The following is a 22,178-nucleotide window of genomic DNA, read 5'->3' on the forward strand; positions in this document are numbered from 1 at the left end:
CTGTAAAACGTCATAATGAATTTCATTATGTGTTCACTCGTGAGGCTTGATATTTTTTACGTCCGGAGACGCTGATATCAATCCTGCGAGTGCCCACACAGATTGTCTGATAAATTGTTAAAGAGCAGTGCGAACAGTGCGTTAGCGTCCTGTCGCGAGGTGGCGTATATTACGCTTTCCTCCTGCAGAGTCAACCTCTTTCTCAGAAGTTTTTCTCCGGCGGCGCAGTCTCCTGTGCCTCTCAACCCGTTTTCCGTTGCCGGTGTTCCGTGTTGATGGAGGCGCATTATAGGGATCCCGTTTCAGAGCACAACCCTTTTTTTGGATCTTTTATCTGAACGGTTATAAATGATCCAGATTGATGAGATCGCCAGCGATCCAGGCCAGAATTGGCTTGTCAGCTGCCTGAAATCGCATCAGGCTGCATTGAAAACAGAACAAAGGAGAACATGATGACTTCCGCCATACGTCCATATAAAGACCTTTTCCCGCAAACCGGCCAGCGCGTTATGGTCGATCCAAGCAGTGTTGTGGTCGGTGATGTCATAATGGAGGACGACGTGAGCATCTGGCCGCTGGTTGCGATCAGGGGTGATGTGAATCAGGTCCGCATTGGTGCCCGTACTAATGTACAGGACGGCAGTGTTCTGCACGTTACGCATAAATCAGCGTCTAACCCGCAAGGCTTCCCTCTTATTATTGGCGAGGATGTCACGGTCGGGCATAAAGCGATGTTGCACGGCTGTACCATTGGTGATCGCGTGCTGGTCGGAATGGGATCGATTCTGCTTGATGGCGTAATAGTAGAAGAAGAGGTGATGATTGGTGCCGGAAGTCTGGTGCCGCCAGGTAAAAGACTGGAGAGCGGCTATCTCTATCTGGGTAGTCCGGTCAGGCAGATCAGGCCGCTGAATGACAATGAGAAGGAAGGTTTACGCTATTCTGCTAATAATTATGTCGCCTGGAAAGATGATTACCTGGCGGGAGATAACCAGATCCAGCCCTGAGCATCAATATTATCCTGACGGATAGCCGCTTCAGCCTCATCTTCCAGATCCCAGCGATGGTGCTGAAACAGCGCCATCGCCTCCCCTTCACCAAAACGTGAAGCCAGCGACTTCCCGCTGATTGCACAGGTCAGCCGCATGCCGTTGACCAGCACCGGGAAACAGACCGCGTTCAGTTCAGCATCATAGGTTTCATCATCAGGAAACTGTATCGCCTGATTCATGGCTGCATGGCCTGTTTAAGCTGGGTAATCACCGGCGCGATTTCCGGCATCACACCGTGCCACAGATAGAAGGCATGAGCAGCCTGCCCCACCAGCATGCCCAAACCATCTGCCAGATGAGCCGTGCCCTGCGCCTGACACCAGCGCAGGAAAGGCGTCAGCCCGCTTTGATAAAACATGTCATAACAGCGCACATCAGCATGAATGACTGCTGCAGGTAAAGGAGGGGTTTCGCCATTCACACCGCTTGAGGTCGCATTAATGATCAGATCAAAGTGCTGATCTGTCAGCTGCTCAAAACCACATGCGCGGATAGTGCCGCTCGCTGCAAACAGGCCAGCCAGCTCTTCCGCCCGCGCGGCGGTACGGTTAACAACAGTGAGTGTCACGCCTGCTGAGAGAAGCGGCAGAATGACCCCACGTGCAGCACCGCCCGCCCCCACCAGCAAAACCTTGTCACCAGCATTGATCATCTTCAGCCGTTCAAGATCGCTTAACAGCCCGATACCATCCGTGTTGTCACCCAGGATCTGCCCATCGCTGAGTTTTTTCACCGTGTTTACCGCGCCGGACAGGGCTGCACGTTCGCTGAGCTGATCGGCAAATTCCCATGCCTGCTGTTTAAAAGGTAACGTCACGTTGGCGCCACGGCCTCCCTGTTCGAAAAAGGCAGAGAGCGCCTGAGGAAAACCATCTATCGGGGCACAAATCCGACCATAGCGATGTTCAACGCCCGTCTGTTCAGCGAAAGCCTGATGGATCAGCGGAGATTTACTGTGGTTGATCGGATTACCGAAAACGGCGAATTGATCCATGAATTAGCCCTGACGTATAAGTTCGCCGCTGATGACATCGCGGATTTCAGAGGGATTGAGCCGCCCACCTGTTTTTCCCGACAGAACCGGGAACTGCTCACCAAACTGCTGCTTCACTTCTTCAGCCGTTCGGCAGGGAGGCAGGCCTGACAGATTTGCACTGGTTGAGACCAGCGGTTTACCAAATGCGCGGCAAAGGGCCTGCACATCAGGATGGTCACTGACGCGAATGGCCAGTGAATCAAACTGTCCGGTAAGCCAGCGAGGCGTTTGTGGCGGAACGGGTACGACAAAGGTCACCGGGCCGGGCCAGCATGCAAACATCCGCTCACGCTGTATCACAGACAGTTCCCGAGCGGAGATGTAAGGTTCCAGCTGGGTGTAATCAGCCGCAATCAGGATAAGCCCCTTTTCTACCGGACGCTGTTTCAGCGCCAGTAAAGCCATGACGGCAGATTCACTGTCAGGGTCACAGCCCAGACCAAATACGGCTTCAGTAGGATAGGCGATGACCGCCTGTCGATTCAGCTGCTCTAAGCAGGTTTCAAGTGAATCGGCGAGGTGTTGATTTTCCATGGTCTATGAATTCTCTTCAGCAATGGCTTTGCCACAACTTTTACTGGCGCAAAAGCGTTTGATCCCTTGGGCCGTCTTTTTTTCAACTAATAGCGGATACTGGCAATAAGGACAGATTCCGGCAACGGGTGTCAGATTCACAACAAACTGGCAGGCTGGATAGCGGTCGCAGGAGTGAAACGTTTTGCCGTAACGGGAGCGCCGCTGAACTAACCGGCCTTCATGGCACTGTGGACAGGCCAGCGAGGTTTCATCCGGTTTGTCGATGGTTTCGGTGTATCCGCATTCCGGATAGAGGCTACAGCCAATGAACATGCCAAATCGCCCCTGCCGCAACACTTTATCCGCACCGCATTCGGGACAGGCGTGGCCTTCCAGCACTTTGACCACATGACCATCGGCCTGACCCTTTAAGGGTCGAATGTAGTCGCATGCCGGGTAGTTCGCGCAGCCCAGAAAAGGACCGTGTTTACCGGAGCGGATAACCAGTTCTGCCCCGCAAGCGGGGCAGGGATCCTGTTTACGCACGGTGAAGAGTGCAGCTTTACTCATAGCGATCAATGCATGAAAGGAAATTTAATGCAGCATACCTTCATTGGCGTCGAATAGCAGTTCTTCCATCTGCTGATAGGCATTTTCACATCCGGGAATGTTGAACAACACCATCAGTACCACCCATTTGAGATCCTCCAGGTCAAACTCAGAGGTATCCAGCGCCATAATGCGTTCGATGACCATTTCACGCGTTTCCAGGTTCAGCACCTGAATCTGCTCCAGGAACAGCAGGAAACCACGGCTGTCAGCATCTAAACGTTTGCTCTCTTCATCGGTATAAATACGCATGGAGAGCGGATCATTTGTCAGTAAAATTGGCGCAACCAGTCCTTCCTGATAGTCAGCCAATCTTTCTAACCAGTTCAGCGCACTGTAAATATCTTCACGATGGAACCCGGCATCCGTCAGGTCGTCTGTCAATCTGTCCTGATCAACACCCATTTCTGCTTCGTTGTGGATATATGTCTCAAACAAATACATCAGTACGTCGAACATGGCATGCCCTCCTCAATCGGACATAGCCGCCGGGTACAGCTGCGATCCATCCTGCTAACTCCAGTTCCAGCAACTGAGCTGAGATAACTGGCACAGATTGGCCGGCACGTTCAGCGACAACGTCAACAGGTGTAACATCATCACCTACGTTAGCCAACACATCAGCAAATGGCAATGGAGCATCGTCACTCACCTCAGAATAAATTTCACCGGCCGGTGTCATCGGCAGCCAGTTAAGTGCACTTGCCAGATCTTCCACGATGTTATGGGGATGGGCCACCAGCAGCGCCCCCTGCTGAATCAGCCAGTTTACGCCTTCGCTTAACGGGTTACCGAGCGCGCCAGGTAAGGCATAGACATTACGATTTTGCTCCAGCCCATACCGCGCCGTTACCAGGGAACCACTCTTCAGCGAGGCTTCTACCACCAGCACCCCATGGCTCAGGCCGCTGATAATACGATTACGGCGCGGAAAATTAAGCGGATGCGGCAGGGTCGTCAGCGGAAACTCAGAAACCACCGCTCCACCCTGTTCAACGATCTCTGCGGCAAGATGGGCATGATTGCTGGGATAGAGCCGCTGCAAACCACTACCTAACACGGCCACCGTTTTACCGCCTACGTTGAGTGCTGCCTGATGCGCAACACCATCAATACCCCTTGCCAGTCCGCTGGTAATGGTCAGACCGCTGAGGCTTAAGTGCTGGGTAAACCAGTCGCACCAGTAGCGGCCATAGTGTGAACAGTTTCGGCTGCCCACCACCGCTAACTGTGGTGTGCTGATAAGCGCAGGATCGCCATCAATATAGAGCAGCGGCGGAAAGCGGTTGGTTTCTTTAAGACGGGCAGGATAGGCCGCGTCCAGAGCAGTTACCAGATGATGAGCCGGACTCTGAGCCAGCCAGGAATAGACTTCTGTGAGATTATTTTCATTAAAATCATCATATTGCTGGCACTGGCTCTCATCTAAGCCAAGCCGGATAAGCTGCTCCCTGTCTGCCTGTCCGGCACCTATTTGCTGCGCCACATCAACCCAGCGTTTCCCTGTCATTCCAGTGACGGCGGCCAGCCGTACAGACTGCGCTATTTTGTCCATCTTCAGCTCCCTGATCGCCCTTGCTTCCTGCCGCAGAATGCTGTCAATCAGGCCTCGAAAAGTCTACAATATAAGGTAGTAATCTTTTCTTAACCGAATACAGATCTGGATATTTATGTCAGTTTTGCAGGTATTACATTTCCCTGACGAGCGTCTTCGCAAAGTTGCTGCGCCCGTTAAAGAAGTTAACGCAGACATTCAGCGTATCGTTGATGATATGTTCGAGACGATGTATGCCGAAGAAGGTATCGGTCTTGCGGCTACGCAGGTCGATATTCATCAGCGCATTATCGTGATTGACGTCTCTGAAAGTCGTGAAGAGCGTTTAGTGCTGATTAACCCTGAGCTGCTGGAAAAAAGTGGTGAAACCGGCATTGAAGAGGGTTGCCTCTCTATTCCGGAACAGCGCGCATTTGTTCCGCGTGCCGAGCGGGTAAAGGTCCGTGCACTGGATCGCGAGGGTAAAAGTTTCGAACTGGAAGCCAGCGAGTTACTGGCCATCTGTATCCAGCATGAGATCGATCATCTGGAAGGCAAACTGTTTATCGATTATCTGTCGCCTTTAAAGCGGCAACGGATCAAAAATAAATTAGAGAAACTGGCGCGTCAGAACGCGCAGGCTTCCTGAGATCTTAATAAGGGATAAACGTGTCTGCCCCGCTAAAAATCATCTTTGCCGGCACACCTGACTTTGCAGCGCGTCATCTTGACGCGCTGCTTGCTTCTGAACATCAGGTTATCGGCGTATTCACCCAACCCGACCGTCCTTCTGGTCGCGGTAACAAATTAACGCCAGGCCCGGTCAAAACGCTGGCGATGGCACATGACATTCCGGTTTATCAGCCTAAGTCACTGCGACCTGAAGAAAATCAGCAACTGGTTGCTGACCTCAAGGCCGATGTGATGGTGGTTGTAGCCTACGGATTAATTCTGCCCAAGGCCGTGCTTGATATGCCACGTCTGGGATGCATCAATGTCCATGGCTCACTGCTGCCACGCTGGCGCGGAGCTGCGCCTATTCAACGTGCGCTCTGGGCTGGCGACAGCGAAACCGGCGTGACCATCATGCAGATGGACGTGGGACTGGATACCGGCGATATGCTGCATAAGCTGGCCTGTCCGATTACTGCCCAGGATACCAGTGCCACGCTGTATGACAAGCTGGCACAGCTTGGCCCACAGGGGCTGCTGGATACGCTGACATTACTGACCACTCAGCAGGCTTCACCTGAAAAACAGGATGAAACGCTGGCCAACTATGCTGAGAAACTCAGTAAAGAGGAAGCACGTCTTGACTGGACACTCTCTGCAGAACAGCTTGAGCGTTGTATTCGCGCTTTTAACCCGTGGCCGATGAGCTTTTTCACCATTGAAGATCAGCCGGTTAAAGTCTGGCAGGCAAGCGTTCTGCCCCACTGCGATCGTGCGCCTGGTGAAATTATCCATGCTGACAAGCATGGCATCCAGGTGGCAACGGCTCAGGGCGTACTGAACCTGCTCCAGTTGCAGCCCGCCGGTAAAAAACCGATGTCGGCTCAGGATCTTCTCAACTCGCGCCGGGAATGGTTTGAACCTGGAACCCTTCTGGACTGACTCTCAGGCCCGGTCCCTCACCGGGCCTTTTGTTTGATGACAAAACCCTATGACTAAATCTATCAACCTGCGTAGCCTCTCGGCTCAACTTATTGAGCGTGTGGTCGACAAGGGCGAATCCCTGAATACGGCACTGCCAGCCGCCCAGAAAAAGCTCTCTGACAAAGATAGCGCATTAGTGCAGGAGATCTGTTTTGGCGTATTGCGCACATTACCGCAGCTGGAAGCGCTGATTGGCAAACTGATGGAGCGTCCACTTACCGGCAAACAGCGGGTTCTGCACTATCTGATCATGGTCGGGCTTTATCAGCTGGAATATACCCGTGTGCCTGCCCATGCCGCACTGGCAGAAACCGTCGCGGGCGCCGAAGTGCTGAAGCGCACCAGTATGAAAGGCTTATTAAATGGCGTATTACGCCAGTTTCAGCGTCAGCGGGAAGAGCTGCTCGCCACTGTTCAGGATGGCCCGCAACGCTATCTGCATCCCGGATGGCTGCTAAAGCGTTTACAGCATGCCTGGCCGGAACAATGGCAACAGATTGTCGAAGCAAATAATCTGCGTCCGCCGATGTGGCTGCGGGTTAATCGCCAGCACCACGATCGTGACACGTGGCTGGCTATGCTGGCCGAAAGCGGCAGGAATGCTCAGCCTGCTGTCGATGTGCCGGATGCGCTGCGGCTTGACGCCCCTGCCCCGGTCAGCCAGCTACCAGGCTTTGATCAGGGTTGGGTTACCGTGCAGGATTTATCTGCTCAGCGCTGTGCCTTGCTGCTTGAGCCCCAAAACGGCGAACAGATTCTGGATTTATGCGCTGCGCCCGGCGGTAAAACGACCCATATCCTTGAAATCGCGCCTCAGGCCGAAGTTATGGCCGTCGACGTGGATGCGCAGCGTCTTAAACGCGTAAATGAGAATCTGCAGCGACTGGGTATGAAAGCAGACGTGAAACAGGGTGATGGACGAACGCCGCAACAGTGGTGCGGCGATCGTCAGTTTGACCGTATTCTGCTGGATGCGCCCTGCTCTGCTACCGGTGTTATCCGACGCCATCCCGATATTAAGTGGCTGCGTCGCGATCGGGATATCGCCGAGCTGGCAAAGCTTCAGGGTGAAATTCTTGATGCTATCTGGCCGCACCTGAAACCTGGCGGTACACTGATTTATGCCACCTGTTCCATCCTGCCTGAAGAGAATCATCAGCAGATAGATGCTTTCCTGCAGCGCCAGCATGATTCGCAGGCTGAGCCCCTCAGAGATGCGCCCGCGAACGGCTTACAGGTATTCCCGGAAGCCGAAGGCGGAGATGGTTTCTTCTACGCTAAGCTGATAAAAAAATCGGGTACAAACTGAAATGAGTATTGATAAGCGATGAAAATAATCATTCTGGGCGCAGGACAGGTTGGCGGAACCCTGGCAGAAAATCTGGTGGGTGAAAACAACGATATCACGGTGGTTGATACCGACTCTTCACGCCTGCGTCACCTGCAGGATAAGTTCGATCTTCGCGTCGTGCAGGGTCATGGTTCTCATCCACGCATTTTACGTGAGGCGGGTGCAGAAGATGCCGACATGCTGGTTGCCGTAACCAACTCCGATGAAACCAACATGATTGCCTGTCAGATTGCTTATTCGCTTTTCAATACGCCGAATCGCATCGCCCGTATTCGCGCGGCCGACTATCTGCGTGATGCGGACAAGTTATTTATTCCTGAAGCGGTGCCTATCGATCACCTGATCTCGCCTGAACAGCTGGTAATTGACAATATCTATCGTTTAATTCAGTACCCTGGCGCATTGCAGGTCGTAAACTTTGCTGAAGGCAAAGTCAGCCTCGCCGTGGTGAAAGCTTATTATGGCGGGCCACTGGTAGGAAATCCGCTGTCGATCATGCGTGAGCATATGCCACACATTGATACCCGCGTAGCCGCTATATTTCGTCAGGATCGCCCCATTCGCCCGCAGGGTTCAACCATCGTAGAAGCGGGTGATGAAGTCTTTTTCATTGCAGCCAGTCAGAACATTCGTGCGGTAATGAGTGAAATGCAGCGGCTGGAGAAACCTTATAAACGGATTATGCTGGTAGGTGGCGGTAATATCGGTTTCGGTCTGGCACAAAAACTTGAGAAAAATTACAGCGTGAAGCTGATTGAACGTAACCCCCAGCGCGCAGCAGAACTGGCAGAGCATCTTCACGACACAGTCGTCTTTTATGGCGATGCGTCAGATCAGGAACTTCTCGCTGAAGAACATGTTGATCAGGTTGATCTCTTTATCGCCGTCACCAATGATGATGAAGCCAATATTATGTCAGCCATGCTGGCAAAAAAGATGGGGGCGAAGAAGGTTATGGTGCTGATTCAGCGCCGCGCCTACGTCGATCTGGTACAAGGCAGCGTTATCGATATCGCTATTTCACCTCAGCAGGCCACGATTTCTGCCCTGCTTGGTCATGTGCGCAAAGCGGATATCGTGGGCGTTTCATCGCTACGACGCGGTATTGCAGAAGCGATCGAAGCGATAGCGCACGGAGACGAATCAACTTCACGCGTGGTCGGCCGCTCCATTGATGATATCAAACTACCGCCAGGCACCATTATTGGCGCAGTGGTTCGTGGAGACGATGTGATGATTGCCAATGATAACCTGCGAATTGAACAAGGTGATCATGTCATCATGTTCCTGACCGACAAGAAGTTTGTATCAGATGTGGAACGTCTCTTCCAGCCGAGTCCATTTTTCCTGTAAATGCCGCGTTTATAGGCGAACAGAACACAAGGAACGCAAAACTGCCGCTTAATTCGCTGTGTTGATGGCAAAACCAGTAGGGTTTGTTAGACTTTATGGCATTGGCTTGGGCAAGGAGATAAGTATGAGTTTAATCAAAGAGTTTCGCGATTTCGCAATGCGCGGCAATGTGATGGATTTAGCCGTCGGTGTCATCATCGGTGCTGCATTCGGTAAAATTGTTTCATCGTTAGTCGCCAACATCATTATGCCGCCTTTAGGCTTACTGATTGGTGGTGTCGATTTTAAATCATTCGCCTGGGTACTTAAGCCTGCAGTTGGTGATGCTCCAGCCGTTGTAATGCAGTACGGTATCTTCCTTCAGACCATCTTCGATTTCGTCATCATCGCTTTCGCAATCTTTATGGCGATCAAGTTAATGAATCGTCTGTACAAGAAAAAGGAAGTAGAGAAGCCAGTTGCTAAACCGTCAAACGAAGAAGTTCTGCTGACTGAAATCCGCGATCTGCTGAAACAGCAGAATACCCGGGTCTAGTTAATAAGCCGCCGCACAGGCGGTTTTTTTAACCGTAAAAGCAGAAGGGCAGTGATAAGACGCTTTCTTATCACTGCCCTCCCATCCAGTCCCCTTGCCATGTTTCTCTTTCCGCTTGAAACTACCTTTACCCTTTTGCTTCTGCTCTATGCGTTGCCGAAATAGTGGGTCGTGTAACAGAGCCTGAATCGCGTTATCGCGGATTTGCCCTTTGGTGTGCTGATATTTACTCATGACGCCTCCTGTTGAGATGGTCTGATACTCTATTCCTTTGCAGCAAAATAACAATATGCTTATTTGCTCGAAGCCTCTCCCCGCTCCAGCGCCTCAAGAATTGAGCACGAAATGCTACTGTGACTGTCACCACAACAGGCATCGGAAAGGTGTCGCAGGGAACGCTGCATCGTTTCTAACTCTGCGATCATCTGAGCAACTTCACTCAGCCGTTTTTCAACGATCGCTTTTGATTCCTGACAGGTGTGATGCGCAGGATCAACCCGGATCGAAAGTAGCTCTCTGATCGCTTCAAGGCTGAAACCCAGTTTACGGCCATAGCGAATAAATTTCAGACGCTGAAGATCGCCCTCGCTGTAAAGGCGAAAGCCACCTTCCGTACGACCATCATGATCCATCATCTGCTGCTTTTCATAAAAACGGATAGTGTCTGGCGTCACCTCCGCAAGCTTAGCTAACTGACCGATGCGAAACATTTACTCCTCCTCGCGGAAACGATGCTGAATAGCAGTGGAATAACTACCATGAAGAAAATCGGTACTGATACCCGCCTGGCGTAATCTTAGCTCCAGCACCTGAAGCCGATGGCAATGATCCCGATAATTTTGATCCGCTGGATCGAGGTTACGCATAAGATCGTTAACTTCCATGGCTTCACGTCTGAGCTCAAGCTCCGGCGGCAGAAAGCCCGAATTTTTCAGTAACCGGTAGCCCGCTCTTAACTCAGGCGGAACATGACTGTCATCATCCAGCTGCAGCGGCTTACCAGAGCCGGGAAGATTACTCAGCTCGCCTTTTTCCAGCGCCGCTTTGATGTGCTGTTCAGCAAGTTCATCAACCAGCCACATAGTTAGCTCCTTTGAACATGTAAAGAGTAAGTTCTAAGGTAGTAAATTTCAGGCAATAAAAAACCCGCCGAAGCGGGTTTTTTACGTTGCTACAGATTACTCTGCGGCTGCTTCTGCTTGAGCTTCTGGACGATCAACCAGCTCGATGTAAGCCATCGGAGCGTTGTCACCAGCACGGAAGCCACACTTCAGAATACGAGTGTAACCACCGGCACGGCTCGCGAAACGCGGGCCCAGCTCATTAAACAGTTTTGCCACGATCTCGTTATCACGAGTACGGGCGAATGCCAGACGACGATTAGCTACGCTGTCGGTCTTGGCAAGAGTAATCAGCGGCTCAACTACGCGACGCAGTTCTTTGGCTTTCGGCAGAGTCGTTTTGATGATCTCATGACGAACCAGAGAACCGGCCATGTTGCGGAACATAGCCTGACGATGGCTGCTGTTGCGGTTCAGTTGACGACCACTCTTACGATGGCGCATGACCTTATCCTTCTCAGTGAAACCTTAACCTGTGATCTGATTATTCATCAGCAATGCTTGCTGGCGGCCAGTTCTCGAGGCGCATACCCAGAGAAAGACCACGCGAAGCCAGCACATCTTTAATCTCGGTAAGAGATTTTTTACCAAGGTTAGGCGTTTTAAGCAGCTCAACCTCGGTACGCTGTACCAGATCACCGATGTAGTGGATAGCTTCTGCCTTAAGGCAGTTAGCAGAGCGGACAGTCAATTCCAGATCGTCAACAGGGCGCAGCAGGATCGGATCGAATTCTGGTTTCTCTTCTTTAACTTCCGGCTGACGTACATCACGTAAGTCAACGAAAGCTTCAAGTTGTTCTGCCAGAATGGTTGCCGCACGACGAATCGCCTCTTCAGGATCGATTGTGCCGTTGGTTTCCATTTCGATGACCAGCTTGTCCAGGTCGGTGCGCTGCTCTACACGCGCTGCTTCAACATTGTAGGCGATACGGTCTACAGGGCTGTAGCAAGCGTCAACTAACAGGCGGCCGATTGGGCGCTCATCTTCTTCCGAATGAATTCGGGCAGAAGCCGGCACATAGCCACGACCACGCTGAACTTTGATACGCATGCTGATAGCAGCGTTCTCATCGGTCAGATGGCAAATGACATGCTGAGGCTTGACGATTTCGACATCACCATCATGGGTAATGTCGGCTGCAGTCACAGGGCCAATGCCAGATTTATTCAAGGTCAGAATAACTTCATCTTTCCCCTGAACTCTTACCGCCAGCCCTTTCAGGTTGAGCAGGATTTCCAGGATATCTTCCTGTACTCCCTCTTTGGTGCTGTACTCATGAAGTACACCATCAATTTCAACCTCGGTCACCGCGCAACCCGGCATGGATGAAAGCAGAATACGGCGCAGTGCGTTACCAAGAGTATGGCCAAAGCCACGCTCTAAAGGCTCAAGGGTCACCTTGGCGTGCGTCGAACTCACTTGCTCGATATCTACCAGGCGCGGTTTTAGAAACTCTGTCACAGAACCCTGCATTGTGTCCTCTCTTTGGTACTAAGCCTTACTTGGAGTAAAGCTCGACGATCAGGTGTTCGTTAATGTCCGCAGACAGATCAGTACGTTCAGGAATACGCTTGAACACACCTTCCATCTTAGTCGCATCAACTTCCAGCCAGGTTGGCTTTTCACGCTGCTCAGCCAGCTCCAGAGCGGCCTTCACGCGAGATTGCTTTTTGGCTTTCTCACGGATGCTAACGACATCATTCGGAGATACCTGATAAGAAGCGATGTTAACAACGCGGCCATTTACCAGAACAGACTTATGGCTAACCAGCTGACGTGCTTCTGCACGAGTGGCACCAAAGCCCATACGATAAACTACGTTGTCCAGACGACCTTCCAGCAGAGCCAACAGGTTTTCACCGGTGTTGCCTTTCAGACGAGCTGCTTCTTTATAATAGTTACGGAACTGACGCTCCAGCACGCCGTAGATACGACGAACTTTTTGCTTTTCACGTAACTGACCGCCGTAATCAGACAGACGCGGTTTACGCGCACCATGCTGACCAGGGGCTTGTTCAATCTTACACTTGGAATCAATCGCGCGAACGCCAGACTTAAGGAATAAGTCAGTGCCCTCACGACGGCTCAGCTTGAGCTTAGGACCCAAATATCTTGCCATTTTCTTTCTCCAACTATCCTAAAAAAACGGGCGTTATACGCGACGTTTTTTCGGCGGACGACAACCGTTATGAGGGATCGGAGTCACATCAGTAATATTAGTGATGCGGAAACCAGCGGCGTTCAAAGCACGAATCGTAGATTCGCGACCTGGACCCGGACCCTTTACCATAACTTCCAGGTTCTTAATTCCGTAATCTTTTACCGCTTCTGCACAGCGCTCTGCAGCGACCTGAGCAGCAAACGGAGTGGATTTACGTGAACCGCGGAAACCGGAACCACCGGCGGTTGCCCAACCCAGTGCGTTACCCTGACGATCAGTAATGGTAACGATGGTGTTGTTAAAAGAAGCATGGACATGAGCCACGCCATCTGAGACTTGTTTTCTTACACGCTTACGTGCACGAACTGGTGCCTTTGCCATTATTTACTCACCCCGATTATTTCTTGATCGGTTTACGCGGACCCTTACGGGTACGTGCGTTGGTCTTAGTACGCTGACCGCGAACCGGAAGACCACGACGATGGCGCAAACCACGGTAGCAACCAAGGTCCATAAGACGCTTGATGCTCAGGGTGATTTCACGGCGCAGATCACCTTCTACAACGAATTTCGCAACTGCATCACGCAGCTGATCAATTTGTTCTTCAGACAGCTCACTGATCTTAACATTTTCAGCAATACCCGTTGAAGCGCAGATGGCTTTAGAACGAGTTTTACCGATACCGAAGATCGAAGTTAATGCGATAACGGTATGTTTTTGATCAGGAATGTTAATGCCTGCTATACGGGCCACTATGCACTCCTATAATTAAACAAGCACGTCCCATGCTGAAAAGCCCGTTTTCAGGATACTCAAATGGAAACGCACTGACATACAAAAGATTGGCTGGCTAATCTAGCCAGCTCAACCCGACTTTGCAAGAAAAATATGTGACAAAATCAGCCTTGGCGCTGTTTATGCTTTGGCTCGGCGCTGCAGATCACACGGACGACACCGTCGCGACGAATGATTTTGCAGTTACGACATAATCTCTTGACGGAAGCACGAACTTTCATTTTTACTCTCCGTAACTTCTCAACCAACTGAATTAACGGCCGTAGCCTTTCAGGTTAGCTTTCTTCAGTGCCGACTCGTACTGACTTGACATCATCAGAGTTTGCACTTGAGCCATAAAGTCCATGATGACGACAACTACGATAAGCAGTGAAGTACCGCCAAAGTAGAAGGGAACCTTCATCGCATCACGCATGAACTCCGGGATAAGGCAGATAAACGTAATGTAGAGAGCGCCGATTAAGGTCAATCGCGTCATTACTTTATCAATATACTTCGCCGTTTGCTCTCCCGGACGAATTCCCGGTACGAATGCACCAGACTTCTTCAGGTTATCTGCTGTTTCACGTGGGTTGAAAACCAACGCCGTATAGAAGAAACAGAAGAAGATGATTGCAGTCGCATAGAGTAGCACATAAAGCGGCTGTCCTGGCTGCAAATACAGCGAAATTGTTGTCAGCCAGTTCCAACCGGTACCGCCCCCAAACCACGATGCAATCGTTGCCGGGAACAGAATAATGCTGGAAGCAAAAATGGCTGGAATGACGCCTGCCATGTTCACTTTCAACGGTAAATGTGTGCTCTGTGCAGCGTAAACGCGACGACCTTGCTGACGTTTTGCGTAGTTCACCACAATGCGGCGTTGACCACGTTCAACAAAGATAACAAAGAAGGTCACTGCGAATACGAGTACTGCAACCAACAGCAACAGAAGGAAGTGCAGGTCGCCTTGCCGCGCTTGCTCGATGGTATGGCCAATGGCCGGCGGGAGACCCGCAACGATACCTGCGAAGATAATGATCGAAATACCGTTACCGATACCACGTTCAGTAATCTGTTCGCCCAGCCACATCAGGAACATCGTTCCTGAGACCAGACTCACAACAGCGGTAAAGTAGAAAGCAAAGCCTGGATTCATTACCAGGCCTTGCATCCCTGGCATATTCGGCAGACCGGTAGCAATACCGATCGACTGAAATATGGCCAATACCAACGTACCGTATCGGGTGTACTGGCTAATCTTACGACGGCCAGCCTCCCCTTCTTTCTTAATTTCCGCTAACGCTGGATGAACCACCGTTAATAACTGGATGATAATCGACGCCGAAATATACGGCATGATGCCCAGTGCGAAAATAGAAGCACGGCTCAGAGCACCACCAGAGAACATGTTAAACATTTCAATGATGGTGCCACGCTGTTGCTCAAGCAGTTTGGCAAGTACAGTGGCATCAATACCAGGGATTGGAATAAAAGAGCCAATACGGAAGACAATGAGTGCGCCGATTACAAACAGCAGTCTGCGTTTCAGCTCACCAAAGCCACCCTTGGCACTTTGAAAATCTAATCCCGGTTGTTTAGCCATCTGCTACTTATTCCTCGATTTTACCGCCAGCAGCTTCGATTGCAGCACGTGCACCTTTGGTGACACGCAGACCGCGAACCGTTACCGGTGTAGAAACTTCACCAGACAGAATTACTTTAACGAATTCAATCTGAACACCGACAATGTTGGCTGCTTTCAGCGCGTTCAGGTCGACGATACCGCCTTCAACTTTCGCCAGATCAGACAGACGAATCTCTGTGGTGATCATTGCTTTGCGAGAGGTGAAACCGAACTTCGGCAGACGACGGTACAGAGGCATCTGACCACCTTCGAAACCGCGACGTACGCCACCGCCAGAACGTGAGTTCTGACCTTTGTGACCACGACCACCGGTTTTTCCGAGGCCAGAACCGATACCACGACCCAGACGCTTGGTAGCGTGCTTAGACCCTTCGGCCGGAGACAGAGTATTTAAACGCATCTCTTACTCCTCCACTTTAACCATATAGGAAACCGCGTTAACCATACCGCGTACTGCAGGCGTGTCTTCACGCTCAACGGTGTGGCCAATACGACGCAGACCCAGGCCAACCAGAGTGGCTTTATGCTTAGGCAAGCGGCCGATTGAACTACGGGTTTGAGTGATTTTAATAGTCTTAGCCATCGTGATTACCCCAGAATTTCTTCAACGGATTTACCACGCTTAGCAGCGACCATTTCCGGAGATTTCATATTGCCCAGGCCGTCGATAGTTGCACGAACCACGTTAATCGGGTTAGTAGAACCATAGGCTTTTGCCAGTACGTTATGAACTCCAGCGACTTCCAGAACGGCGCGCATTGCACCACCGGCAATAATACCGGTACCTTCTGAAGCCGGCTGCATGAACACGCGGGAACCCGTGTGTGCACCTTTAACTGGGTGCTGCAGGGTGCCGTTGGTCAGCGCGACGTTAACCATGTTGCGACGGGCTTTCTCCATCGCTTTCTGGATCGCTGCTGGAACTTCACGCGCTTTACCGTAACCAAAACCTACGCGACCATTACCATCGCCTACCACAGTCAGTGCTGTGAAGGAGAAGATACGACCACCTTTAACAGTTTTAGAAACACGGTTTACCGCGATCAGTTTTTCCTGCAGTTCGCCAGCTTGTTTCTCGATGTGTGCCATCTTAGACCTCTACCTTAGAACTGAAGGCCAGCTTCACGGGCAGCATCTGCCAGTGCCTGGACGCGACCATGATATTGGAAACCGGAACGGTCGAAAGAAACACCAGTGATGCCTTTTTCGATTGCGCGTTCTGCGATAGCTTTACCTACTGCAGCTGCGGCTTCTTTATTACCGGTATACTTCAGTTGTTCAGTGATAGCTTTTTCTACAGTAGAAGCAGCGACCAGAACTTCGGAACCGTTCGGGGCGATTACCTGTGCGTAAATATGACGCGGGGTACGATGTACCACCAGGCGAGTAGCACCCAGCTCTTTGAGCTTGCGACGTGCACGGGTCGCACGACGGATACGAGCAGATTTCTTATCCATAGTGTTACCTTACTTCTTCTTAGCCTCTTTGGTACGCACGACTTCGTCGGCGTAACGGACACCCTTGCCTTTATAAGGCTCAGGACGACGGTAGGCGCGCAAGTCCGCTGCAACCTGACCAATCAGCTGTTTATCAGCACCTTTCAGCACGATCTCAGTCTGAGTTGGACATTCTGCAGTGATACCCGCGGGCAGCTGGTGATCGACTGGATGAGAAAAGCCCAGAGACAGGTTAACCACGTCGCCTTTAACGGCTGCACGATAACCTACACCAACCAGCTGCAGCTTCTTAGTGAAGCCTTCGGTAACACCGATTACCATTGCGTTCAGCAGCGCGCGAGAAGTACCCGCCTGCGCCCAGCCGTCAACGAAACCTTCGCGCGGAGCGAAAGTCAGAGCGTTGTCAGCATGCTTAACTTCAACAGCATCATTGATAGTACGAGTCAGCTCGCCGTTTTTACCTTTAATCGAAATTACCTGACCGTTGAGTTTTACCTCTACGCCGGCAGGAACAACGACAGGTGCTTTAGCAACACGAGACATATGTATCCTCCGATTACGCTACGTAGCAGATAATTTCGCCACCAAGACCTGCCTGGCGCGCTGCACGATCAGTCATGACACCTTTAGATGTAGAAACTACAGCGATGCCCATACCAGCCATTACCTTTGGCAGCTCATCTTTTTTCTTATAGATGCGCAGACCAGGACGGCTTACTCGCTGAATGCTTTCTACAACAGCTTTGCCCTGGAAATACTTGAGAGTAAGTTCCAGTTCCAGCTTGATGTCGCCTTCGATTTTGAAATCTTCAATATATCCTTCTTCCTTCAGAACGTTGGCAATTGCCAATTTCAGCTTGGAGGAAGGCATGGTGACCGCAACTTTGTTTGCGGCCTGACCGTTACGGATACGGGTCAGCATATCCGCGATCGGATCTTGCATGCTCATCTGTGTTACTCCCGTGATTCAATTGGTGACAATTACCAGCTAGCCTTTTTCAGGCCCGGGATTTCACCGCGCATGGCGGCTTCGCGGACCTTGATACGGCTCAACCCAAACTTCCGCAGGAAACCGTGCGGACGACCTGTTTGACGGCAGCGGTTACGCTGACGCGAAGGGCTGGAATCACGCGGCAGACTCTGCAGCTTCAGAACAGCATCCCAACGATCTTCGTCGGAAGCGTTCACATCAGAGATGATCGCTTTCAGTTCAGCGCGTTTAGCGAAGAATTTGTCTGCTAATTTTGCACGCTTAACTTCGCGTGCTTTCATAGATTGCTTAGCCATTAAGTAACCCTACCTTACTTACGGAACGGGAAGTCAAAGGCAGCCAGCAGAGCACGGCCTTCATCATCAGATTTCGCAGTAGTGGTAATGGTGATATCCAAACCACGAACGCGATCGACTTTGTCGTAGTCGATTTCTGGGAAGATGATCTGCTCACGTACACCCATGCTGTAGTTGCCACGACCATCGAATGACTTAGCGGACAAGCCACGGAAGTCACGGATACGTGGAACAGCAATGGTGACCAGACGCTCAAAGAACTCCCACATGCGCTCGCCACGCAGAGTTACTTTACAGCCGATCGGATAGCCCTGACGGATTTTGAAGCCTGCAACTGATTTGCGTGCTTTGGTGACCAGCGGTTTTTGACCGGAGATTGCTGCCAGGTCAGCTGCTGCGTTATCCAGCAGTTTCTTGTCAGCGATCGCTTCACCAACACCCATGTTCAGGGTGATCTTCTCGACCCGAGGGACTTGCATGACAGAATTGTAGCCAAACTCTGTCATGAGTTTCTGGACTACTTCGTCTTTGTAGTAATCATGCAGTTTCGCCATCGTACTACTCCAAATTACTTGATAGTTTCGCTGTTAGACTTGAAGAAACGGACTTTTTTGCCGTCTTCGAATCTAAAGCCTACACGGTCAGCCTTACCAGTTGCCGCGTTGAACAGTGCAACGTTAGAAACCTGAATAGCAGCTTCTTTTTCAACGATGCCACCTGGTTGGTTCAGAGCCGGAACCGGCTTCTGATGTTTCTTCACCAGGTTGATACCTTCAACGATGACCTTACCAGAAGACAGGACATTCTTAACTTTACCGCGCTTACCTTTATCTTTACCGGTTAACACGATAACTTCGTCGTTACGACGGATTTTAGCTGCCATTGTTCGCTCCTTAGAGTACTTCTGGTGCCAGAGAGATAATTTTCATGAACTTTTCAGTACGAAGTTCACGAGTTACCGGCCCAAAAATACGCGTACCGATAGGCTGCTCACTGTTATTGTTCAGAATAACGCATGCATTACCATCGAAGCGAATGACAGAACCGTCCGGGCGACGAACACCCTTCCTGGTGCGCACCACTACCGCCTTCAGGACATCACCTTTTTTGACTTTACCACGCGGAATTGCTTCCTTGATGGTAACTTTGATGATGTCACCGACGCCTGCGTAGCGACGGTGCGAGCCACCCAGAACCTTGATACACATTACGCGACGTGCACCGGAGTTGTCGGCGACGTTCAGCATAGTCTGTTCTTGGATCATTTTAGTGCTCCGCTAATGTCAACTACTACTTCGGGACCTAAACCTCAGGTCGTTAGAAAGCCCCATAATTGAGGGCGCGGCATTGTAACACCGGTTCTCACAGATGGGTAGAAAAAATAAACGGCTCTCAATCGAGCCGCTGATTTCCCCTGATGACAGGGAGGGCGTATTCTAGGGAATAGTGCGAACAGTAGCAAATGTAATCTGCCTTATTTTTCGTCGCCTCCCAAATAAAGTGCCCTTCTGACTCAACCAGCCAGTTTCCTGGCCAGTTGGTTATGCTGACGCAACACGGCTGGCAGTTCAATTCCGGCCACTTGTCCGTCCCGTACCCGGACTTTTCCGTTAATGATGCTATAGGCAACCTGTCCCGGATTACAGAACACCAGGGCGGCGACAGGATCGTGCCCTGCCCCGGCAAGTCCAATTCGATTCAGGTCAAAAATGGCCAGATCGGCCATCATGCCCGGCGCAATGGTGCCCACATCATCGCGGTTTAGCACCTTTGCTCCACCCAGCGTCGCCAGTTCCAGTGCCTGACGTGCCGTCATCGCATCCGGGCCGAAGCCAACGCGTTGCAGCAGCATCGCCTGACGAACTTCGGCCATCATGTCTGAGCTGTCATTGGAGGCTGAGCCATCCACACCCATACCCACGTGTACGCCGGCATCACACATATGGCGTATCGGCGCAATACCGGAACCGAGACGCATGTTCGAGCAGGGACAGTGCGCGACGCCGGTACCGGTACGTGCAAAGAGTTCTATGCCATGCTGATCCAGTTTGACGCAGTGTGCATGCCAGACATCCGGTCCTACCCAGCCGAGGTCTTCAACATACTGTGCTGGCGTCATATTGAATTTTTCACGGCTATAACGGATATCGCTGTCGTTCTCCGCCAAATGGGTGTGCATTGAGACGTTGAAGCTGCGTGCCATCGCTGCGGATTGCTTCATCAGCTCACGGCTGACTGAAAACGGCGAACATGGCGCAACCACGATGCGTAACATCGAACCGTGGCTGTCATCATGGTAGCGCTCAATCACACGCTGCGTATCTTTAAGAATGGCGGCTTCATCCTCTACCAGTGCATCGGGTGGTAAGCCACCCAGGGACTTACCGACGCTCATGCTGCCCCGGCTCGCATGGAAACGCATGCCCATTAAGGCTGCAGCCTCAATACTGTCATCAAGCTTACAGCCATTCGGGTAGACGTAGAGATGGTCACTGGTGGTGGTGCAGCCGGAGAGCATTAACTCGGCCATGGAGATCTGTGTTGAGATATGAATCATCTCAGGCGTCAGATTCTGCCACAGTGGATAGAGGTGGGTCAGCCAGTTAAAGAGCTCGCCGTTTTGCACTGCAGGAATAGCGCGGGTCAGGCTCTGATACATGTGGTGATGCGTATTGATCAGGCCAGGGATGACGATGTGTCCTCGCAGATCGATGATCTCATCCGCGCTATCAGGTAACGAGCGTGCTTCCCCGACTGCAACGATCTTATTTCCTTTTATCAGAATAGAGGCGTTACCTATTTCCCGACGGTCTGCATCCATGCAGACTACACATTCAGCATTCTTCAGTAACAGAGTTCGTTCCATGCTATTGCCTGTGGGTAGTGGTTGTGTGTTACCCGATAATAGCGGCAAGCTTTTGGCAGAGCTAATCGCAGGTAACGCAGCTAACAGTGGCAATTTTAACAGTGACCGGCGTAAGCGGTCATGACTCTCCATTTTCACGGCACATTTCCTTGTACAGTTATGATAACCCCGGCGTTTATAGCCTGGCGTTTTCAGGCCACGTCGCCTGAAGAGAGGCAGCTTAATCCCTGCAAGCCCCTGAATTTGTGAGCGCCATCAAATCCGTATTGCCACGGGCACAAATGGATCAAGCCCGAATCGCAGGCAAAAAAAAACCCCCTGCCGAAGCAGAGGGTTTCCTCAGAAAAAACGATTCTTATTACAGAACAGCTTTCTCGATTACGCGAACCAGGGTCCAGGATTTAGTCTTGGACAGTGGACGGCATTCGCGGATTTCTACCACGTCACCAATTCCACATTCATTGTTCTCGTCATGGATGTGCAGCTTGGTCGTACGTTTAATGAATTTGCCGTAGATCGGGTGTTTCACGAAACGTTCGATAGCAACAACTGCAGATTTCTGCATTTTGTCACTTACTACACGACCCTGCAGAGTACGGATTTTATCGGTCATTACGAACCCGCCTTCTCAGTCAGTAAAGTCTTAACGCGTGCAACATCACGGCGCACCTGTTTCAGCAGATGAGTCTGCTGCAGTTGGCCAGATGCTGCCTGCATGCGCAGGTTAAATTGCTCACGCAGCAGATTAAGCAGCTCAGTGTTCAGCTCTTCAACGCTTTTTTCACGCAGCTCAGTTGCTTTCATTACATCACCGTCTTAGTTACAAAGGTGGTTTTGATAGGCAGTTTTGCTGCTGCCAGCTTGAATGCTTCACGGGCCAGCTCTTCTGGTACGCCGTCCATTTCATACAGGACTTTACCAGGCTGGATCAGGGCAACCCAATACTCTACGTTACCCTTACCTTTACCCATACGCACTTCCAGCGGCTTCTCGGTGATCGGTTTGTCCGGGAATACTCGGATCCAGATCTTACCTTGACGCTTAACTGCACGGGTCATAGCACGACGTGCTGCTTCGATCTGACGAGCAGTCAGACGACCACGGCCAACAGCTTTCAGACCGAAAGTACCGAAGCTGACATCCGTACCCGCAGCCAGACCGCGGTTACGGCCTTTGTGCACTTTACGGAATTTCGTACGCTTTGGTTGTAACATCAGCGA

General features: G+C 51.2%; 36 protein-coding genes. 6 read left to right on the top strand and 30 right to left on the bottom strand.

What is annotated here, in order from left to right; genetic code table 11:
* The first annotated feature begins 452 nt into the window (after positions 1 to 452).
* Positions 453 to 1,007 (top strand): gamma carbonic anhydrase family protein, encoded by a 555-nt coding sequence (locus LC417_RS17770; protein ID WP_223564769.1) that lies wholly within the window; start codon positions 453 to 455, stop codon positions 1,005 to 1,007.
* Here LC417_RS17770 and LC417_RS17775 read toward each other — a convergent pair.
* The 6 genes from LC417_RS17775 to dprA are packed head-to-tail and all read right to left on the bottom strand — an operon-like array spanning position 974 to position 4,768.
* The gene (locus LC417_RS17775) at positions 974 to 1,231 is read right to left on the bottom strand and encodes a DUF1488 domain-containing protein (protein ID WP_045139580.1); all 258 of its coding nucleotides are present in this window, start codon (positions 1,229 to 1,231) and stop codon (positions 974 to 976) included. The genes LC417_RS17770 and LC417_RS17775 overlap by 34 nt on opposite strands.
* Positions 1,228 to 2,046 (bottom strand): shikimate dehydrogenase, encoded by an 819-nt coding sequence (aroE, locus tag LC417_RS17780; protein ID WP_010671594.1) that lies wholly within the window; start codon positions 2,044 to 2,046, stop codon positions 1,228 to 1,230. Before aroE ends, LC417_RS17775 begins: the two co-directional genes overlap by 4 nt.
* A 3-nt stretch (positions 2,047 to 2,049) precedes the next feature.
* Positions 2,050 to 2,622 (bottom strand): L-threonylcarbamoyladenylate synthase type 1 TsaC, encoded by a 573-nt coding sequence (gene tsaC, locus LC417_RS17785; RefSeq protein ID WP_010252735.1) that lies wholly within the window; start codon positions 2,620 to 2,622, stop codon positions 2,050 to 2,052.
* A 3-nt stretch (positions 2,623 to 2,625) separates the two neighbouring features.
* Positions 2,626 to 3,174, bottom strand: coding sequence for a topoisomerase DNA-binding C4 zinc finger domain-containing protein (locus tag LC417_RS17790; RefSeq protein ID WP_010252738.1), 549 nt, complete (start codon positions 3,172 to 3,174; stop codon positions 2,626 to 2,628).
* Between the two features lie 24 nt (positions 3,175 to 3,198).
* Complete coding sequence (gene smg, locus LC417_RS17795; protein WP_010252741.1) at positions 3,199 to 3,672, bottom strand: DUF494 family protein Smg; 474 nt, start codon at positions 3,670 to 3,672, stop codon at positions 3,199 to 3,201.
* Complete coding sequence (gene dprA, locus LC417_RS17800; protein WP_033772964.1) at positions 3,644 to 4,768, bottom strand: DNA-protecting protein DprA; 1,125 nt, start codon at positions 4,766 to 4,768, stop codon at positions 3,644 to 3,646. The genes smg and dprA overlap by 29 nt, the downstream gene beginning before the upstream one ends.
* A gap of 115 nt (positions 4,769 to 4,883) precedes the next feature.
* Between dprA and def the strand changes: the two genes are divergently transcribed.
* The 5 genes from def to mscL all read left to right on the top strand — a co-directional run bounded on the left by def (position 4,884) and on the right by mscL (position 9,642).
* Positions 4,884 to 5,396, top strand: a complete 513-nt coding sequence (gene def, locus LC417_RS17805) for a peptide deformylase (protein ID WP_010252747.1) — start codon at positions 4,884 to 4,886, stop codon at positions 5,394 to 5,396.
* Positions 5,397 to 5,416: 20 nt separating this feature from the next.
* The gene (gene fmt / locus LC417_RS17810; protein WP_061704332.1) at positions 5,417 to 6,361 is read left to right on the top strand and encodes a methionyl-tRNA formyltransferase; all 945 of its coding nucleotides are present in this window, start codon (positions 5,417 to 5,419) and stop codon (positions 6,359 to 6,361) included.
* Positions 6,362 to 6,410: 49 nt separating this feature from the next.
* On the top strand, positions 6,411 to 7,712 hold the full coding sequence (rsmB, locus tag LC417_RS17815; protein WP_223566204.1) for a 16S rRNA (cytosine(967)-C(5))-methyltransferase RsmB: 1,302 nt from the start codon (positions 6,411 to 6,413) through the stop codon (positions 7,710 to 7,712).
* Between the two features lie 18 nt (positions 7,713 to 7,730).
* Positions 7,731 to 9,107, top strand: coding sequence for a Trk system potassium transporter TrkA (trkA, locus tag LC417_RS17820; RefSeq protein WP_010252756.1), 1,377 nt, complete (start codon positions 7,731 to 7,733; stop codon positions 9,105 to 9,107).
* A 124-nt stretch (positions 9,108 to 9,231) separates the two neighbouring features.
* Positions 9,232 to 9,642, top strand: coding sequence for a large-conductance mechanosensitive channel protein MscL (mscL, locus tag LC417_RS17825; RefSeq protein WP_022625142.1), 411 nt, complete (start codon positions 9,232 to 9,234; stop codon positions 9,640 to 9,642).
* On the opposite strand, the gene LC417_RS17830 is transcribed toward mscL, so the two are convergent.
* From LC417_RS17830 to rplP, 24 genes are all read right to left on the bottom strand, one after another.
* A complete protein-coding gene (locus tag LC417_RS17830) occupies positions 9,643 to 9,876 on the bottom strand; it encodes an alternative ribosome-rescue factor A (RefSeq protein ID WP_010252762.1) in 234 nt (77 codons plus the stop codon).
* Between the two features lie 59 nt (positions 9,877 to 9,935).
* Entirely contained in the window at positions 9,936 to 10,352 is a 417-nt protein-coding gene (gene zntR, locus LC417_RS17835; RefSeq protein WP_010252765.1) for a Zn(2+)-responsive transcriptional regulator, read from the bottom strand.
* The gene (locus LC417_RS17840) at positions 10,353 to 10,724 is read right to left on the bottom strand and encodes a DUF1992 domain-containing protein (RefSeq protein ID WP_223566205.1); all 372 of its coding nucleotides are present in this window, start codon (positions 10,722 to 10,724) and stop codon (positions 10,353 to 10,355) included.
* A 96-nt stretch (positions 10,725 to 10,820) separates the two neighbouring features.
* Positions 10,821 to 11,207, bottom strand: coding sequence for a 50S ribosomal protein L17 (gene rplQ, locus LC417_RS17845; protein ID WP_003850180.1), 387 nt, complete (start codon positions 11,205 to 11,207; stop codon positions 10,821 to 10,823).
* A gap of 40 nt (positions 11,208 to 11,247) precedes the next feature.
* Positions 11,248 to 12,237 carry a DNA-directed RNA polymerase subunit alpha gene (locus LC417_RS17850; protein ID WP_003850179.1) on the bottom strand — a complete coding sequence of 330 codons (990 nt, stop codon included), beginning with the start codon at positions 12,235 to 12,237 and terminating at the stop codon, positions 11,248 to 11,250.
* Positions 12,238 to 12,262: 25 nt separating this feature from the next.
* Positions 12,263 to 12,883 (bottom strand): 30S ribosomal protein S4, encoded by a 621-nt coding sequence (rpsD, locus tag LC417_RS17855; RefSeq protein WP_008927131.1) that lies wholly within the window; start codon positions 12,881 to 12,883, stop codon positions 12,263 to 12,265.
* 33 nt (positions 12,884 to 12,916) lie between these two features.
* On the bottom strand, positions 12,917 to 13,306 hold the full coding sequence (gene rpsK, locus LC417_RS17860; protein ID WP_004160563.1) for a 30S ribosomal protein S11: 390 nt from the start codon (positions 13,304 to 13,306) through the stop codon (positions 12,917 to 12,919).
* A gap of 16 nt (positions 13,307 to 13,322) precedes the next feature.
* Positions 13,323 to 13,679, bottom strand: a complete 357-nt coding sequence (gene rpsM, locus LC417_RS17865) for a 30S ribosomal protein S13 (RefSeq protein WP_003850176.1) — start codon at positions 13,677 to 13,679, stop codon at positions 13,323 to 13,325.
* A gap of 146 nt (positions 13,680 to 13,825) precedes the next feature.
* Positions 13,826 to 13,942 carry a 50S ribosomal protein L36 gene (gene rpmJ, locus LC417_RS17870; protein ID WP_010252805.1) on the bottom strand — a complete coding sequence of 39 codons (117 nt, stop codon included), beginning with the start codon at positions 13,940 to 13,942 and terminating at the stop codon, positions 13,826 to 13,828.
* Positions 13,943 to 13,974: 32 nt separating this feature from the next.
* Positions 13,975 to 15,306, bottom strand: a complete 1,332-nt coding sequence (secY, locus tag LC417_RS17875) for a preprotein translocase subunit SecY (RefSeq protein WP_003850175.1) — start codon at positions 15,304 to 15,306, stop codon at positions 13,975 to 13,977.
* Between the two features lie 7 nt (positions 15,307 to 15,313).
* Complete coding sequence (gene rplO, locus LC417_RS17880; protein ID WP_003850168.1) at positions 15,314 to 15,748, bottom strand: 50S ribosomal protein L15; 435 nt, start codon at positions 15,746 to 15,748, stop codon at positions 15,314 to 15,316.
* Positions 15,749 to 15,751: 3 nt separating this feature from the next.
* Positions 15,752 to 15,931 carry a 50S ribosomal protein L30 gene (rpmD, locus tag LC417_RS17885; RefSeq protein ID WP_003850166.1) on the bottom strand — a complete coding sequence of 60 codons (180 nt, stop codon included), beginning with the start codon at positions 15,929 to 15,931 and terminating at the stop codon, positions 15,752 to 15,754.
* A gap of 5 nt (positions 15,932 to 15,936) precedes the next feature.
* The gene (rpsE, locus tag LC417_RS17890; RefSeq protein ID WP_003850164.1) at positions 15,937 to 16,437 is read right to left on the bottom strand and encodes a 30S ribosomal protein S5; all 501 of its coding nucleotides are present in this window, start codon (positions 16,435 to 16,437) and stop codon (positions 15,937 to 15,939) included.
* A gap of 14 nt (positions 16,438 to 16,451) precedes the next feature.
* The gene (gene rplR, locus LC417_RS17895) at positions 16,452 to 16,805 is read right to left on the bottom strand and encodes a 50S ribosomal protein L18 (protein WP_003850163.1); all 354 of its coding nucleotides are present in this window, start codon (positions 16,803 to 16,805) and stop codon (positions 16,452 to 16,454) included.
* A 9-nt stretch (positions 16,806 to 16,814) separates the two neighbouring features.
* Positions 16,815 to 17,348 (bottom strand): 50S ribosomal protein L6, encoded by a 534-nt coding sequence (rplF, locus tag LC417_RS17900; RefSeq protein WP_003850161.1) that lies wholly within the window; start codon positions 17,346 to 17,348, stop codon positions 16,815 to 16,817.
* 13 nt (positions 17,349 to 17,361) lie between these two features.
* Positions 17,362 to 17,754, bottom strand: a complete 393-nt coding sequence (rpsH, locus tag LC417_RS17905) for a 30S ribosomal protein S8 (protein WP_003850158.1) — start codon at positions 17,752 to 17,754, stop codon at positions 17,362 to 17,364.
* 32 nt (positions 17,755 to 17,786) lie between these two features.
* A complete protein-coding gene (gene rpsN / locus LC417_RS17910) occupies positions 17,787 to 18,092 on the bottom strand; it encodes a 30S ribosomal protein S14 (RefSeq protein WP_008927132.1) in 306 nt (101 codons plus the stop codon).
* A 14-nt stretch (positions 18,093 to 18,106) separates the two neighbouring features.
* Positions 18,107 to 18,646 (bottom strand): 50S ribosomal protein L5, encoded by a 540-nt coding sequence (rplE, locus tag LC417_RS17915; protein WP_003850155.1) that lies wholly within the window; start codon positions 18,644 to 18,646, stop codon positions 18,107 to 18,109.
* Positions 18,647 to 18,660: 14 nt separating this feature from the next.
* On the bottom strand, positions 18,661 to 18,975 hold the full coding sequence (gene rplX, locus LC417_RS17920) for a 50S ribosomal protein L24 (protein WP_003850150.1): 315 nt from the start codon (positions 18,973 to 18,975) through the stop codon (positions 18,661 to 18,663).
* 10 nt (positions 18,976 to 18,985) lie between these two features.
* A complete protein-coding gene (rplN, locus tag LC417_RS17925) occupies positions 18,986 to 19,357 on the bottom strand; it encodes a 50S ribosomal protein L14 (RefSeq protein ID WP_006120590.1) in 372 nt (123 codons plus the stop codon).
* A gap of 248 nt (positions 19,358 to 19,605) precedes the next feature.
* Positions 19,606 to 20,958, bottom strand: coding sequence for an 8-oxoguanine deaminase (locus tag LC417_RS17930; RefSeq protein ID WP_010252814.1), 1,353 nt, complete (start codon positions 20,956 to 20,958; stop codon positions 19,606 to 19,608).
* Between the two features lie 358 nt (positions 20,959 to 21,316).
* On the bottom strand, positions 21,317 to 21,571 hold the full coding sequence (gene rpsQ / locus LC417_RS17935) for a 30S ribosomal protein S17 (RefSeq protein WP_003850147.1): 255 nt from the start codon (positions 21,569 to 21,571) through the stop codon (positions 21,317 to 21,319).
* Positions 21,571 to 21,762, bottom strand: a complete 192-nt coding sequence (gene rpmC / locus LC417_RS17940; protein ID WP_003850146.1) for a 50S ribosomal protein L29 — start codon at positions 21,760 to 21,762, stop codon at positions 21,571 to 21,573. Before rpmC ends, rpsQ begins: the two co-directional genes overlap by 1 nt.
* Entirely contained in the window at positions 21,762 to 22,172 is a 411-nt protein-coding gene (gene rplP / locus LC417_RS17945; protein WP_008927134.1) for a 50S ribosomal protein L16, read from the bottom strand. Before rplP ends, rpmC begins: the two co-directional genes overlap by 1 nt.
* Positions 22,173 to 22,178 lie beyond the last annotated feature (6 nt).

The organism is Pantoea sp. OVA07A (assembly GCF_019969975.1).
Lineage (GTDB): Bacteria > Pseudomonadota > Gammaproteobacteria > Enterobacterales > Enterobacteriaceae > Pantoea > Pantoea agglomerans.

Coding starts and splice junctions, on each gene's coding strand:
- aroE (WP_010671594.1), bottom strand. CDS start 2,046: ATGGATCAATTCGCCGTTTTCGGTAATCCGATCAACCACAGTAAATCT.
- LC417_RS17930 (WP_010252814.1), bottom strand. CDS start 20,958: ATGGAACGAACTCTGTTACTGAAGAATGCTGAATGTGTAGTCTGCATG.
- rplN (WP_006120590.1), bottom strand. CDS start 19,357: ATGATCCAAGAACAGACTATGCTGAACGTCGCCGACAACTCCGGTGCA.
- rpsN (WP_008927132.1), bottom strand. CDS start 18,092: ATGGCTAAGCAATCTATGAAAGCACGCGAAGTTAAGCGTGCAAAATTA.
- rsmB (WP_223566204.1), top strand. CDS start 6,411: ATGACTAAATCTATCAACCTGCGTAGCCTCTCGGCTCAACTTATTGAG.
- rplX (WP_003850150.1), bottom strand. CDS start 18,975: ATGGCAGCTAAAATCCGTCGTAACGACGAAGTTATCGTGTTAACCGGT.
- rpmC (WP_003850146.1), bottom strand. CDS start 21,762: ATGAAAGCAACTGAGCTGCGTGAAAAAAGCGTTGAAGAGCTGAACACT.
- secY (WP_003850175.1), bottom strand. CDS start 15,306: ATGGCTAAACAACCGGGATTAGATTTTCAAAGTGCCAAGGGTGGCTTT.
- rpsD (WP_008927131.1), bottom strand. CDS start 12,883: ATGGCAAGATATTTGGGTCCTAAGCTCAAGCTGAGCCGTCGTGAGGGC.
- LC417_RS17775 (WP_045139580.1), bottom strand. CDS start 1,231: ATGAATCAGGCGATACAGTTTCCTGATGATGAAACCTATGATGCTGAA.
- rpsQ (WP_003850147.1), bottom strand. CDS start 21,571: ATGACCGATAAAATCCGTACTCTGCAGGGTCGTGTAGTAAGTGACAAA.
- tsaC (WP_010252735.1), bottom strand. CDS start 2,622: ATGGAAAATCAACACCTCGCCGATTCACTTGAAACCTGCTTAGAGCAG.
- LC417_RS17840 (WP_223566205.1), bottom strand. CDS start 10,724: ATGTGGCTGGTTGATGAACTTGCTGAACAGCACATCAAAGCGGCGCTG.
- smg (WP_010252741.1), bottom strand. CDS start 3,672: ATGTTCGACGTACTGATGTATTTGTTTGAGACATATATCCACAACGAA.
- def (WP_010252747.1), top strand. CDS start 4,884: ATGTCAGTTTTGCAGGTATTACATTTCCCTGACGAGCGTCTTCGCAAA.
- rplF (WP_003850161.1), bottom strand. CDS start 17,348: ATGTCTCGTGTTGCTAAAGCACCTGTCGTTGTTCCTGCCGGCGTAGAG.
- rplE (WP_003850155.1), bottom strand. CDS start 18,646: ATGGCGAAACTGCATGATTACTACAAAGACGAAGTAGTCCAGAAACTC.
- rplP (WP_008927134.1), bottom strand. CDS start 22,172: ATGTTACAACCAAAGCGTACGAAATTCCGTAAAGTGCACAAAGGCCGT.
- LC417_RS17770 (WP_223564769.1), top strand. CDS start 453: ATGACTTCCGCCATACGTCCATATAAAGACCTTTTCCCGCAAACCGGC.
- dprA (WP_033772964.1), bottom strand. CDS start 4,768: ATGGACAAAATAGCGCAGTCTGTACGGCTGGCCGCCGTCACTGGAATG.
- rpmD (WP_003850166.1), bottom strand. CDS start 15,931: ATGGCTAAGACTATTAAAATCACTCAAACCCGTAGTTCAATCGGCCGC.
- trkA (WP_010252756.1), top strand. CDS start 7,731: ATGAAAATAATCATTCTGGGCGCAGGACAGGTTGGCGGAACCCTGGCA.
- mscL (WP_022625142.1), top strand. CDS start 9,232: ATGAGTTTAATCAAAGAGTTTCGCGATTTCGCAATGCGCGGCAATGTG.
- rplO (WP_003850168.1), bottom strand. CDS start 15,748: ATGCGTTTAAATACTCTGTCTCCGGCCGAAGGGTCTAAGCACGCTACC.
- rpsH (WP_003850158.1), bottom strand. CDS start 17,754: ATGAGCATGCAAGATCCGATCGCGGATATGCTGACCCGTATCCGTAAC.
- rplR (WP_003850163.1), bottom strand. CDS start 16,805: ATGGATAAGAAATCTGCTCGTATCCGTCGTGCGACCCGTGCACGTCGC.
- LC417_RS17850 (WP_003850179.1), bottom strand. CDS start 12,237: ATGCAGGGTTCTGTGACAGAGTTTCTAAAACCGCGCCTGGTAGATATC.
- rpmJ (WP_010252805.1), bottom strand. CDS start 13,942: ATGAAAGTTCGTGCTTCCGTCAAGAGATTATGTCGTAACTGCAAAATC.
- rpsE (WP_003850164.1), bottom strand. CDS start 16,437: ATGGCACACATCGAGAAACAAGCTGGCGAACTGCAGGAAAAACTGATC.
- rpsK (WP_004160563.1), bottom strand. CDS start 13,306: ATGGCAAAGGCACCAGTTCGTGCACGTAAGCGTGTAAGAAAACAAGTC.
- rplQ (WP_003850180.1), bottom strand. CDS start 11,207: ATGCGCCATCGTAAGAGTGGTCGTCAACTGAACCGCAACAGCAGCCAT.
- LC417_RS17830 (WP_010252762.1), bottom strand. CDS start 9,876: ATGAGTAAATATCAGCACACCAAAGGGCAAATCCGCGATAACGCGATT.
- LC417_RS17790 (WP_010252738.1), bottom strand. CDS start 3,174: ATGAGTAAAGCTGCACTCTTCACCGTGCGTAAACAGGATCCCTGCCCC.
- zntR (WP_010252765.1), bottom strand. CDS start 10,352: ATGTTTCGCATCGGTCAGTTAGCTAAGCTTGCGGAGGTGACGCCAGAC.